General features: G+C 63.3%; 12 protein-coding genes. 8 read left to right on the top strand and 4 right to left on the bottom strand.

Translation table 11 applies throughout. The features are described from left to right. Nucleotides 1-3 precede the first annotated feature (3 nt). From putA to NNA36_RS07160, 3 genes are read left to right on the top strand one after another with little or no spacing between them, the layout of a single operon-like run. The gene (gene putA / locus NNA36_RS07170; protein WP_255106827.1) at nucleotides 4-3,423 is read left to right on the top strand and encodes a bifunctional proline dehydrogenase/L-glutamate gamma-semialdehyde dehydrogenase PutA; all 3,420 of its coding nucleotides are present in this window, start codon (nucleotides 4-6) and stop codon (nucleotides 3,421-3,423) included. A 30-nt stretch (nucleotides 3,424-3,453) separates the two neighbouring features. Beyond that, complete coding sequence (locus NNA36_RS07165) at nucleotides 3,454-4,197, top strand: rhomboid family intramembrane serine protease (protein WP_255105743.1); 744 nt, start codon at nucleotides 3,454-3,456, stop codon at nucleotides 4,195-4,197. Beyond that, nucleotides 4,194-4,559 carry a GFA family protein gene (locus NNA36_RS07160; protein WP_255105741.1) on the top strand — a complete coding sequence of 122 codons (366 nt, stop codon included), beginning with the start codon at nucleotides 4,194-4,196 and terminating at the stop codon, nucleotides 4,557-4,559. The genes NNA36_RS07165 and NNA36_RS07160 overlap by 4 nt, the downstream gene beginning before the upstream one ends. A gap of 48 nt (nucleotides 4,560-4,607) precedes the next feature. On the opposite strand, the gene NNA36_RS07155 is transcribed toward NNA36_RS07160, so the two are convergent. Next, nucleotides 4,608-5,399 (bottom strand): inositol monophosphatase family protein, encoded by a 792-nt coding sequence (locus NNA36_RS07155; RefSeq protein WP_255105739.1) that lies wholly within the window; start codon nucleotides 5,397-5,399, stop codon nucleotides 4,608-4,610. Nucleotides 5,400-5,504: 105 nt separating this feature from the next. Continuing rightward, a complete protein-coding gene (locus NNA36_RS07150; RefSeq protein WP_255106826.1) occupies nucleotides 5,505-6,410 on the bottom strand; it encodes a LysR family transcriptional regulator in 906 nt (301 codons plus the stop codon). A 97-nt stretch (nucleotides 6,411-6,507) separates the two neighbouring features. Between NNA36_RS07150 and metF the strand changes: the two genes are divergently transcribed. From metF to dtd, 4 genes are all read left to right on the top strand, one after another. Continuing rightward, complete coding sequence (gene metF, locus NNA36_RS07145) at nucleotides 6,508-7,374, top strand: methylenetetrahydrofolate reductase [NAD(P)H] (RefSeq protein WP_255105737.1); 867 nt, start codon at nucleotides 6,508-6,510, stop codon at nucleotides 7,372-7,374. Between the two features lie 73 nt (nucleotides 7,375-7,447). Continuing rightward, nucleotides 7,448-7,945: a PaaI family thioesterase gene (locus NNA36_RS07140; RefSeq protein WP_255105736.1), complete on the top strand. Its 498-nt coding sequence runs from the start codon at nucleotides 7,448-7,450 to the stop codon at nucleotides 7,943-7,945. A 13-nt stretch (nucleotides 7,946-7,958) separates the two neighbouring features. Next, nucleotides 7,959-8,867: a carbohydrate kinase gene (locus NNA36_RS07135; protein ID WP_255105735.1), complete on the top strand. Its 909-nt coding sequence runs from the start codon at nucleotides 7,959-7,961 to the stop codon at nucleotides 8,865-8,867. Then, nucleotides 8,864-9,307 carry a D-aminoacyl-tRNA deacylase gene (gene dtd / locus NNA36_RS07130; protein ID WP_255105734.1) on the top strand — a complete coding sequence of 148 codons (444 nt, stop codon included), beginning with the start codon at nucleotides 8,864-8,866 and terminating at the stop codon, nucleotides 9,305-9,307. Before NNA36_RS07135 ends, dtd begins: the two co-directional genes overlap by 4 nt. 3 nt (nucleotides 9,308-9,310) lie before the next feature. On the opposite strand, the gene NNA36_RS07125 is transcribed toward dtd, so the two are convergent. After that, nucleotides 9,311-9,832: an alkylphosphonate utilization protein gene (locus NNA36_RS07125; protein ID WP_255105733.1), complete on the bottom strand. Its 522-nt coding sequence runs from the start codon at nucleotides 9,830-9,832 to the stop codon at nucleotides 9,311-9,313. A gap of 123 nt (nucleotides 9,833-9,955) precedes the next feature. Here NNA36_RS07125 and NNA36_RS07120 point away from each other — a divergent pair, with 123 nt between their 5' ends. Beyond that, complete coding sequence (locus NNA36_RS07120; RefSeq protein WP_255105732.1) at nucleotides 9,956-11,074, top strand: glycerate kinase; 1,119 nt, start codon at nucleotides 9,956-9,958, stop codon at nucleotides 11,072-11,074. Here the strand turns inward: NNA36_RS07120 and glpK are convergent. Then, the gene (glpK, locus tag NNA36_RS07115; protein WP_255105730.1) at nucleotides 11,071-12,555 is read right to left on the bottom strand and encodes a glycerol kinase GlpK; all 1,485 of its coding nucleotides are present in this window, start codon (nucleotides 12,553-12,555) and stop codon (nucleotides 11,071-11,073) included. The two genes, NNA36_RS07120 and glpK, sit on opposite strands and share 4 nt — an antisense overlap. Nucleotides 12,556-12,590 lie beyond the last annotated feature (35 nt).

Genomic DNA, 12,590 nt, shown 5'->3' with positions numbered 1-12,590 from the left:
GAGATGCCGATGTCTGCCCGCACCCTTATCGACACCACAACCTATCGTGACGAAGCCGCGCTTGTGGCCGAGTTGATCGAACAGGCCGGCCTGAGCGCCGAGGACCGCACCCGCATCTGCGATCAGGCAGCTGATCTCGTGCGCGCGATCCGCGACACCACCAATCCCGGTCTGATGGAAGTGTTCCTCGCCGAATATGGGCTGTCGACCGACGAAGGTATCGCGCTGATGTGCCTTGCCGAGGCCCTGCTACGGGTGCCGGATGCGGAAACCATCGACGCGCTGATCGAGGACAAGATCGCCCCCAGTGACTGGGGCAAGCACCTCGGCGCCTCGACCTCGTCACTGGTGAACGCCTCGACCTGGGCCCTGATGCTGACCGGCAAGGTGCTTGAAGATCGCGAACCGGGCCTGATCGGCACCCTACGCGGGGCAGTCAAGCGTCTGGGCGAGCCGGTGATCCGTACGGCGGTTGGCCGCGCGATGAAGGAAATGGGGCGTCAGTTCGTTCTGGGGGAAACCATCACCAGCGCGATGGAACGTGCGGCGGCGATGGAGGAAAAGGGCTATACCTATTCCTATGACATGCTGGGCGAAGCTGCGAAAACCGACGCCGACGCCATGCGCTATCACCTTGCCTATTCCCGTGCGATCACCGCGATTGCGGCGGCCTGCACCAAGGAAGACATCCGCGAAAACCCCGGCATCTCGGTTAAGCTGTCGGCGCTGCATCCGCGCTATGAAGTGTCCCAAAAGGACCGCGTGATGGAAGAACTGGTGCCGCGCCTCCGGTCGCTGGCGCTCTTGGCGAAGTCTGCCGGCATGGGCCTCAACATCGACGCCGAGGAAGCCGACCGCCTGTCGATCTCGATGGACGTGATCGAAAGCGTGCTGTCCGAGCCGGCGCTTGAAGGCTGGGATGGGTTTGGCATCGTGGTGCAGGCCTATGGCAAACGCGCCGGTGCGACGCTGGATTACCTCTACGACCTCGCCACGCGACTGGATCGCAAGATCATGGTACGCCTTGTGAAAGGGGCCTATTGGGACACCGAGATCAAGAATGCTCAGGTGCTGGGTGTCGACGGCTTCCCCGTGTTCACCTCGAAAGCGGCGACCGACGTGAGCTATATCGTCAATGCCCGCAAGCTTCTGGGCATGACCGATCGCATCTATCCACAGTTCGCCACCCACAACGCGCATACGGTTGCGGCCATTCTCGACATGGCCGAAGACATGAGCGCCTTTGAGTTCCAGCGCCTGCACGGCATGGGCGAGGCCCTGCATGGCATTGTTCTGGAAGCACAAAACACCCGTTGCCGCATCTATGCGCCGGTTGGGGCGCATCGGGATCTTCTGGCGTATCTGGTGCGCCGCCTGCTGGAAAACGGCGCGAACTCGTCCTTCGTGAACCAGATCGTCGATGAAGAGGTCCCGGCCGAGGAAGTTGCACGCGATCCCTTCGTGGCGCTGGAAGATGCCGCCGCGCCCCTGCCCACCGGCCCCGAACTCTTTGCACCCGAGCGCCCGAACTCGGTGGGTCACGACCTGCGTGACCTGCCGACGCTTGACCGTCTCGAGGCCGCACATGCGCCCTATCGCAAGGCAACCTGGCAGGCAGGCCCGCTGATCGCGGGCGAGGCCCAGCCAGAGGTGCCGCACCCCGTCACCAACCCCTACCTGCAATCCGACAGCCCCGGCACCGTGGCCCACGCAAGTGCGGCGGATGTCGAGACCGCGCTCGCCGCCGCCAAGCCCTGGGATGCGACCCCGGCAGAACGGGCCGCGATCCTCGCACGCGCCGCGGACCTCTACGAAGAGAACTATGGCCTGTTCTTTGCCATCCTGCCGCGCGAGGCGGGCAAGACCCCGCTGGATGCGGTGGCGGAACTGCGCGAGGCGGTGGATTTCCTGCGCTACTACGCCGCCAACGCGCCGCAAGAGGCACCGGCCGGTGTGTTCACCTGCATCAGCCCCTGGAACTTCCCGCTGGCGATCTTCACCGGCCAGATTTCGGCGGCCCTTGCCGCGGGCAACGCGGTGCTTGCAAAACCCGCCGACCAGACGCCGATCATTGCCCACGAGGCCGTGAAACTCTTGCACGAGGCAGGCGTGCCGCGTGACGTGCTGCAATTGCTGCCCGGCTCGGGCGCGGTTGTCGGCGCGGCGCTGACCTCTGATCCGCGCGTGAATGGCGTGGCCTTCACCGGCTCGACCGCCACCGCCCAGCGCATTCGCCGGAACATGGCAGATAACCTCGCACCCGGTGCCCCCTTCATTGCCGAGACCGGCGGCCTGAATGCCATGATCGTGGATTCCACCGCCCTGCCCGAACAGGCCGTGACCGCCATCATCGAAAGCGCCTTCCAGTCGGCGGGCCAGAGGTGTTCCGCCCTGCGCTGCCTCTATGTGCAGGAAGACATTGCCGAGGGCCTTCTCGAGATGCTGATCGGGGCCACCAAAGAGTTGCACCTTGGCGACCCGTGGGAGCTGCGCACAGACAGCGGCCCGGTGATCGACGAGGCCGCGCGTCAGGGGATTGCCGACCACATCGCTCAGGCACAGGCCGAAGGGCGCGTGGTGTTCCAGCTGAGCACGCCGCAAACCGGCACCTTTATCGCGCCGACCATCATCACGGTGGGTGGCATCGACGATCTTGAGCGTGAAATCTTTGGCCCGGTTCTGCATGTCGCCACCTTCAAGGCGGATGAGTTGGACGCGGTGATCGATACGATCAACGCCACCGGATACGGCCTGACCTTCGGCCTGCAAACCCGGATCGACGACCGTGTTCAGCATGTCTCGGATCGCATTCACGCGGGCAACATCTATGTGAACCGCAACCAGATCGGCGCCATCGTCGGATCGCAACCCTTTGGCGGCGAAGGCCTTTCCGGCACCGGCCCCAAGGCGGGCGGCCCAAACTACCTTGGCCGTTTTGCCAAGGTCGCACCGCAGGACGCGGGCCAGTGGCAGGCGCCGATGTCGGCCGATGCGGCACAGGCGGCGCTTGCTGCGGCACCTGCACAACCCGCCACCACCACGGTCAGCCTGCCGGGACCAACCGGCGAGTCCAACCGCCTGACCACCTTTGCCCGCCCGCCGGTCCTCTGCCTTGGACCAGGCCACAACGCAGCCGCGGCGCAGGCGGCGGCGATCGAGGCCTTGGGCGGCGTGGCCGTTCAGGCCACCGGCACCCTGCCCGCCGGTGCGCTGGAAACGCTTGACGGTTTCTCGGGAGCCATGTGGTGGGGCGACGTCGATCAGGCCCGCGCCTATGAGCAGGCACTGGCACAGCGCAGCGGCCCGATCCTGCCGCTGATCACCGGCCTGCCGGATCGGGCACGGGCGGTGGGCGAACGTCACGTCTGTGTCGACACCACCGCAGCGGGCGGAAACGCCGCGCTTCTTGGCGGGGCGGCTTGACGCCCCAGCCAGAACCGCCACATTGGGAGCATGCTTCCGATACGTGACCACAACCCGTCAGGGCGGACGCCCTATGTCGTCTATGCCCTGATGGCCGCCAATATCGGGATTTTCCTGATGTATTGGCCCATTCTTGATGACCCCTACAGGATTGCCAGCTTCTTCAACGACTGGGCGCTGATCCCTTCCGAGGTCAGCAGTGGCCGCGACCAGCTGGGACTTTTCACCTCGATGTTCCTGCATGGCGGCATTATGCACCTTGCCGGCAACATGTTGTTCCTGTGGATCTATGGCGACAACATGGAAGACGAGATGGGCCATGTCGGCTTTGCCCTCTTCTACGTGCTGGCCGGGCTTGCAGCAGGCATGGCGCAGGTTCTGTCCGAGCCATATTCGCATATTCCCACGGTCGGGGCCTCGGGGGCCATCGCCGGTGTCATGGGCGGCTACCTTCTGCTGTTTCCCAAGGCGCGGGTCGACATCCTGTTGATCCTCGTGATCTTTTTCAAGGTTTTCACGATCCCGGCGTGGATTGTTCTGGGGCTGTGGTTTGCCTTTCAGGTGTTCAACGGCCTGCTTGTGGATGCCGCCAGCAGCGGCGTTGCGCACTGGGCCCACGCGGGCGGGTTTGTCGCCGGTGTCCTCTTGACCCTGCCGCTTTGGCTCCGCCGCGGCGGAACCGGGTTCTGGGCGCGTACCGCAGGCCATCCGCCCCACCCCGAAACCCGCTATGATCGCAGTTCCATACCCGTTGTCAGAAGGATCAGAAAATGAGCCACAAACTTACCTGCCATTGCGGCGCCGTCGAATTGCGTGTCGATCTTCTGGACGGGCTGAACACGGCACGGCGCTGTGACTGTTCCTTCTGCCGCCGCCGGGGCGCAGCCGCGGTGACGGTGCCGCTGGAGGGGCTGGAAATCGTCAAGGGCGCGGAGAACCTCTCGCTCTACCAATGGAACACCAAGGTGGCGAAGCACTACTTCTGCAAGACCTGCGGCATCTACACCCACCACCAGCGGCGCTCGAACCCGAATGAATACGGCGTCAACCTTGGCGCCCTCGAAGGCGTGAACCCGCGCGACCTTGGCGAGATCGGCTGGGTCGACGGGGTCAACCATCCGTCTGACACGCAATAAAAAAGGCGCCGCAACGGCGCCTTGTTCACAAAGGCTTACGCCCCTGTATTACCCCTGGCGGATCACCTTGGCGAACTGATCGAAGATCGGTTCGTTGGCACAGATCACTTCGCCGTCCTCAAGGATATTGCCCTCGGGGTTCAGCGGCTGCACGAAACCACCTGCTTCTTTCACAATGATGATACCTGCGGCCATGTCCCAGGCGTTCAGGCGGCGTTCCCAGAAACCTTCGTAGCGACCGGCCGCCACATAGGCCATGTCCAGCGCGGCAGAGCCGAAGCGGCGCACACCGGCGGTTGCGGGCAGCAGGCGCGCGAGGTCTTGCAGGGTTTGGGGCAGATCACCGCGGCCACCGAACGGCAGGCCGGTGGCAAAGATCGATTCAATCATCCGCGAACGGCCCGACACGCGCAGGCGCACCTTGTCGTTCAGCCATGCGCCCTCGCCCTTCTCGGCCCAGAACATCTCGTCCTTGGCGGCGTCATAGATCACGCCAGCCACCACGTTGCCCTTGTGCTCGAGCGCGATCGAAATCGCCCAGTGCGGCAGGCCGTGCAGGAAGTTGGTGGTGCCGTCCAGCGGGTCGACAATCCAGCGGCGGGTCGGGTCCTGCCCTGCTTCCTCGCCACCTTCCTCGGCAACCCAGCCATAGGTCGGGCGCGCGCCCATCAGTTCTTCCTTGAGGATTTCCTCGGCGCGCAGGTCGGCGCGGCTCACAAAGTCGCCTGCCCCTTTCATCGACACCTGAAGGTTCTCGACTTCGGTGAAGTCCTTGACCAGCGAACGCCCTGCTTTACGGGCGGCCTTCATCATGATGTTCAGATTTGCGCTGCCCGGCATGGCACGGCTCCTATAAGATGTTCAGGGCGCGCGTATACGCGTCTAAAGTCCGCTTGCCAAGCCTTTAGACCCTTGTTTCCCGCGCGAATCCGCCATGCGCAGGGCTCAAGCCTCCTGAAGGCGGCGGGCTTCTTCGCCTGCGAGGCGGATCAGGTCGCGCATATAGGGTTTTTCGAGGTCGTCATCGCGGGTTGCGGCAAAGAGTTGACGGGTGAGTCCCTCCTTGGTCAGGGGCCGGGTGACATAGTCGGACGAGTATTTCACCTCGCGCACCACCCAGTCGGGCAACACCGAAACGCCGCGGTTCGAAGCCACCAGCAGCAGGATCACCGCCGTCAGTTCCGCCTGACGCACTGAGGCGGGTTCGACCTTGGCCGGCGTCAGAAGCTGCGAGAAAATGTCGAGACGCGCCCTTTCGACCGGATAGGTGATCAGGGTCTGGCCCCGGAAATCCTCGGCATCGATGTAGTCTTTCTGCGCCAGCGGGTGCTGGGCGGCCGCCACGAACACCGGGGAATAGTCAAACAGGTGCGAAAACGAGATACCGGGCAGGTTCTCGGGGTCGGAGGACACCACCAGATCGACCTCTTCTTTCTGAAGCGCCGGCATGGCCTCGAAGGCCAGCCCGGGGCGGATGTCGACATCCACATCGGGCCAGATCTTGCGGAACTTCTCGAGCACCGGGAACAGCCATTCGAAACAGGCGTGGCATTCGATGGCGATATGCAGGCGGCCGGAACTGCCGTCGCGCAGCCCGTTGAACTCGGCCTCAAGCGCGTCGATTTCAGGCAGGATCTTGTTGGCCAGCCGCAGCAGGCGCAACCCGGCCGCCGAGAGTTTCATCGGTTTCGAGCGGCGCACGAAAAGCTCGACCCCGGCCTGCGCCTCAAGCCCCTTGACCTGGTGGCTCAGCGCCGACTGCGTGATGTTGAGCTGTTCTGCCGCCTTGGCCAGACCGCCTGCCTCGTGGATCGCCCGCACCGTTTTCAGGTGACGAAGCTCAAGATGCATCTTCATGTGGAACTCATATTGTTCTTGAGGATTATGAATTTGCCGTAAGGTGTCACGTCTGCAATATGAGTGCAACAGCAAGATTGGACCAGAGATCATGACCGCACCTGCAATATCCTTCGAATTCTTCCCGCCTCAGAACCTTGAGGCCTCGTTTCGTCTTTGGGATACCGTTCAGACTCTGGCACCGATGGACCCGCGCTTTGTGTCGGTCACCTATGGCGCCGGTGGTACCACCCGCGATCTGACCCGCGATGCGGTGGCAACCCTGCACAAATCCAGCGGCCTGAATGTTGCGGCGCACCTGACCTGCGTGAACGCCACCCGCGAGGAAACCCTGCGCATCGCCAACGACTTTGCCGCCGCCGGTGTTTCCGAACTGGTTGCCCTGCGGGGCGATCCGCCCAAGGGCAGCGCCAACTTCGAACCCCACCCCGAGGGCTTCGCGAACTCGGTCGAACTGATCGAAGCCCTTGCCGAGACGGGCAAGTTCAACATCCGCGTGGGGGCCTATCCCGACAAACACCCCGAAGCTGCCAGCGCGCAGGCTGACATCGACTGGCTCAAGCGCAAGATCGACGCCGGTGCCTCGGAAGCCATCACCCAGTTCTTCTTTGAGCCCGACACCTTCCTGCGCTTCCGTGACGCCTGTGCCAAGGCTGGCATCGACGCGCCGATCATCCCCGGCATCCTGCCGATCGAGAACTGGAAAGGCGCGCGCAACTTTGCCAAACGCTGTGGCACGGAGATCCCGGCCTGGCTCGACAATGCCTTTGCCAAGGCCGAACGTGACAACCGTCAGGACCTTCTGGCAACCGCGCTTTGCACCGAACTGTGCTCGGACCTGCTGGATGAAGGTGTGGAGTCGCTGCACTTCTACACGCTGAACCGCCCCGAACTGACCCGCGACGTGTGCTTTGCCCTGGGGATCACCCCGCAGATCACGCTTGAGAACGTTGCGTAAATCCCCGCCGGACCGCTTGTAGCGGCCCGCAAATTGCGGCCTTCTGAGAGAGGAGACTCAGGAGGCCGCAACCATGTCCAACCATTTCTTTGCCACATCCCCCGACCAGCTTGCCACGATGGACGACATCCTGGACTGTACCGGGCTCGAGTTCATGCAAGGCATTCTGGATGGCAAGTTCGCCGCCCCACCGATTGGCCAGACCCTCGGTTTTCGCCTGCACCACGTCGAAGACGGGAAGGCCATTTTCGAAGGCGTGCCGGAATTCAAGGTGATGAACCCCATCGGCACGGTTCATGGCGGCTGGTATGGCACGATCCTGGACAGCTGCATGGCCTGCGCGGTTCAGACCAAGCTGAAAGCGGGTCAGATTTACACAACGCTGGAATACAAGATCAACATCATCCGCCCGATCCCCCTTGGCACGCGGGTACATGCGGTGGGGACGGTGCATCACTCCGGCCGCTCGACCGGGATTTCCGACGGTGAAATCATTGGCGCAGACGATGGTCGCCTCTATGCGACCGGCTCGACCACCTGTATCATCATGGACGGACCGAAACGCGCCTGACGAAAGCCCTGCCATGATCCTGACCTGCGGCGAAGCCGTGATCGACATGCTGTCAGCCGAACTGGCGGATGGTGCATCCGGCTTCCGCCCCGTGACTGGGGGCGCGGCGGTCAACTGTGCAATCGCCCTTTCGCGACTTGGCCAGAGCGTTGGCTTTTTCGGCGGGATGTCGAACGACACCTTCGGGCAGTTCCTGATGCAGGAGATGCAACGCGAAGGCGTTGACCTGTCGCGCATTTCCCCCGTCGCGCAGCCATCAACGCTGGCCTTTGTGCACCCTGCCGGAGAAAGTCAGGGGTTTTCGTTTTTTGACACCGACAGCGCCGGACGGTCCCTCGCGGTGACCATGCTCCCCGACCTAACCGGCGTTCAGGCGCTGGTTTTCGGGGGGATCAGCCTGATCCATCGCCCTGCTGCCGGGGCCTTTGAGGCGCTGATGCAGATGGCGGGCCACGATCGCCTGATCCTGATCGACCCGAACATCCGCCCTGCCCTCATAGGGGAGGAGGAAGCCGGCTATCGGGAACGGTTACAGCGCATGATGGCGATGGCGGACATCATCAAGCTGTCGGATGAAGACATCGACTGGCTGCACCCCGATCCGCCGGAACACCTGCTGACTGGCCGTGCCGCACTGGTGATCCACAGTCATGGCGCACAGGGCGCCACGCTTTATTCGCGCCACGGAGCACAGCATATCCCCACCTCGCCGGTCGAGGTTGTCGACAGCGTCGGTGCCGGAGACACTTTGGTGGCGGGTCTTCTGGCCTCATTGTTCGAACAGGGCATCACCACGCCGGCGCAGCTCGCTCGGACAGACATGGGCACCTTGAACCGTGCGCTGGCCTATGGCATTCGCGCGGCCACCTATTCCGTCACCCGCGCCGGGGCCACCCCGCCAACCAAGAAAGACCTCGCATGAGAGCCCTTATCCAACGTGTCAGCGAAGCCTCGGTCACCGTAGAGGGCGAGGTTGTCGGAGAGATTGGCCAAGGCCTTCTGGTTCTGATTTGCGCGATGCAGGGCGATGGCGAGGCACAGGCCGACAAGCTCGCGGCCAAGATCGCCAAGCTGCGCATCTTTCAGGATGACGCGGGCAAAATGAACAAATCGGTCCGCGATACTGGCGGCAGCGTGCTTGTGGTCTCGCAGTTCACCCTTGCCGCCGACACCCGCAGCGGCAACCGTCCCGGGTTCTCGACCGCCGCCGCCCCTGCTGAGGGCGAACGGCTTTACGAATACTTCGCAGATCGCATTGCGTCCGAAGGGTTGCCCACCGCGAAGGGCCGGTTCGGGGCAGACATGAAGGTGCGCCTGCTGAACGACGGCCCGGTCACGATCTGGATGGATACCGACAGCTAACCGTCAGGATTTCTTGACAAACTTGGTGAGGATCACGATCCGCTGGCCTTCGACGCGGCCTTCAATGTGTTCGGCATTGTCCGCCACGAGCGAGATGTTGCGCACCGCCGTCCCGCGCTTGGCGGTAAAGCCCGCACCCTTGACCGGCAGATCCTTGATCAGCACGACCGTATCGCCGCCCGCCAGCACCGCGCCGTTGCTATCGCGGTGCGTGAGAGCGTCCGGATCGGGCAGGCCTGCTTCGGCCCAGGCCAGGACATCGGGTTCAAGATAGGCAATATCCAGAAGGTCACGCGCCCAGGGTGCCGCCGTCAATGCGTTCAACAGACGCCATGCCACCACCTGCACCGCAGGTTCCGTGCTCCAGATGGCGTCGTGCAGGCATTGCCAGTGCGGCGCGTCTTCGAGCGTTCCTTCGACACCGGCCAAACATGTCGCGCAAAGCGCAATTTCTTCCGTTTTGGGCGCGACAACATGGGGCGCGATCCCGTCAACTGCCCCGCAAAGGGCGCATTGGTCTGACATGAGGTGATCCTTGCGTGTTTGCCCCGCTTATGGCCCTGCCCCCTGCCCCCGTCCAGAGCTTTCCTCTGGTGCGGGAACAGGATATGAAGCGACGTTAGCGTTAACGTGTGAGAGGAGACACGGATGAGCGAGATTGCCCGGCAGCAGGCCCAGGATATCTGGTGGCACGGTGTGAACGCGGTGCGCGGCACCGAGGCCGTGAAACGTGCGCTTCTGGCGGAACAGGTGGCGCGGCCGGATCATATCATTGCCGTGGGCAAAGCCGCCTGCGCCATGGCCGCGGGGGCGTTCGAGGTGTTCGGTGGCGATATTCCGGCGCTTGTGGTCACCAAGTATGATCACGCAGAGCCCCTGCCCCCCTCGGCCCGGATCATTGAGGCGGCCCATCCGGTGCCGGATGAAAACTCGCTGATTGCTGGTCATGCCTTGCTGGCCGCCGTCCGCGACCTGCCGGAAGAGGCCCACCTTCTGGTGCTGGTCTCTGGCGGGGCATCGGCGCTGGCGGAACTGCCCGAGGACGGCCTCTCGCTGGCCGCGCTGCAAACCGAGAACACGCGCCTCCTGTCACAGGGGCTCGACATTCATGCGATGAACGCACGCCGCAAAGAGCTTTCGCAGATCAAGGGCGGCAAGCTGCTCGCGAACTTCAACGGGGCCCTTGTCACCACTCTGGCAATCTCGGACGTCGAGGGCGACGCGCTGTCGGTCATCGGGTCGGGCATCGGCGATGCGCCTGAATTCTATCGGTTTTCCTTTGATCCCTTCATCGTTGCCTCGAACGGCATCGCCCGCGCGGCGGCGGCGGAAAAGGCAACCGGCCTCGGGCTGAACGTGCTGTCGGACAAGGAAACCCTTTATGCCGATGTCTTCGCACTGGCCGAAGAGATCGGACACTACCTGCGTGATGCGCCCTCGGGTGTGCACATCTGGGGCGGTGAGCCGACAGTCGTCCTGCCGCCGGACCCCGGTCAAGGCGGTCGCAATCAGGCGTTGGCGCTGGCGCTGGCCCGCGAGGTATCAGGCGTGGTTGGCCTGACTGTTCTGGTTGCCGGGACCGATGGCACCGACGGGCCAACGGCTGCGGCAGGCGGGATCATCACCGGGGCAACCTGGCGCGAAGACGGAGATCGCTATCTGCGACAGGCAGACAGCGGACGGTTCCTCGAACAGCACGGGGCGCTGTTCACCTCCGGCCCGACCGGCACCAACGTGATGGATCTGGTGATCGCGATCCGGGACTAAACCGCCAACGTGGCCGCAACGGCGCGTTTCCAGCCGTCATAGCGATGCGCGCGGTCTTCCGGTGTCATCGCGGGCTGAAAACGGCGATCACGCGCCCAGGTTTCGGAAAAACCCTGCATATCCGGATAGATACCGGCCCGCATACCGGCAAGCCATGCCGCCCCCATCGCGGTACTTTCGAAAACCGTCGGACGGTCGACCGGCGCGCCGATGATGTCGGAGAGGAACTGCATCGTCCAATCGCTCGCCGTCATGCCCCCGTCGACGCGCAAGACGGTATCCGGTGCGCCGCTCATGTCGGCAATCATCGCCTCGATCAGATCACGGGTCTGGAAACCGACGCTTTCCAGCGCAGCGCGGGCGAATTCGGCGGGGCCGGAGTTTCGGGTCAGGCCGAAAACAGCCCCACGGCAATCGGGCGCCCAATACGGCGCACCAAGGCCGGTAAAGGCGGGCACCATGATCAGTGACTGCTCCCTGTCGCTGGCCTCGGCAAGGGCCTGCGTCTCGCTGGCGGTCTCGATGATCTTCAGTCCATCGCGCAGCCACTGCACCACCGCACCGGCAATAAAGATAGCACCTTCAAGGGCATAGGTGGGTTTTCCGTCCAGTTGGTAGGCCACCGTGGTCAGCAGGCGATTCTTGGACGCCACCGCCGTATCGCCGGTGTTCAACAGGGCGAAACAGCCGGTGCCATAGGTAGATTTCATCATGCCCGGCGCAAAACAGGCCTGCCCGATGGTGGCGGCTTGCTGGTCGCCGGCGACGCCCATGATCGGAATTTCCGCCCCAAGGATGGCGGCATCGCTCACACCATAATCTGCTGCACAATCAAAGACTTGCGGCAGCATTCCCATCGGCACATCCAGCATCTCGCACATCTCGGAGCTCCAGCCGCCGGCGTGGATGTCATAAAGCATGGTGCGCGAGGCATTGGTGGCGTCGGTGGCGTGGGTCTTGCCGCGGGTCAGACGCCAGATCAGGAAACTGTCGACCGTGCCGAACAGCAACTCACCCGCCTCGGCCCTCTGGCGGGCACCTTCGACATTGTCGAGCAGCCAGCGTAGTTTGGTGCCGGAGAAATAGGGATCAAGCAGGAGGCCGGTGGTGGCGGAGACTTTGGCTTCATGCCCCAGCTCCTTGAGATCACGGCAGAAATCTGCGGTGCGGCGGTCTTGCCAGACAATGGCATTGTGGATCGGCTGGCCGGTGGTGCGATCCCAGACAAGGGTGGTCTCGCGCTGGTTGGTGATGCCGATCGACACGATGTCAGAGGCGGAAATCCCTGCCGTCTCAATGGCTTGCCGACAGGTCGAGACCACGGTGTTCCAGATATCCTCGGGGTCATGTTCCACCCAGCCGGAGCTTGGAAAATGCTGGGCGAACTCCTCTTGTGCGGTGGCGACGATCTGCATGTCGGCGTCGAACACAATGGCGCGGGAAGAGGTGGTGCCCTGGTCGATGGCAAGCACAAAAGTCATGTCGGTATCACGTCGGTATCATGGTGGTATTGCGT

The organism is Shimia sp. CNT1-13L.2 (genome assembly GCF_024331145.1).
Classification (GTDB): Bacteria; Pseudomonadota; Alphaproteobacteria; order Rhodobacterales; family Rhodobacteraceae; genus Shimia.
Note: the sequence above shows the minus strand (reverse complement) of the source record. Positions and strands in the feature narration are given on the sequence as shown.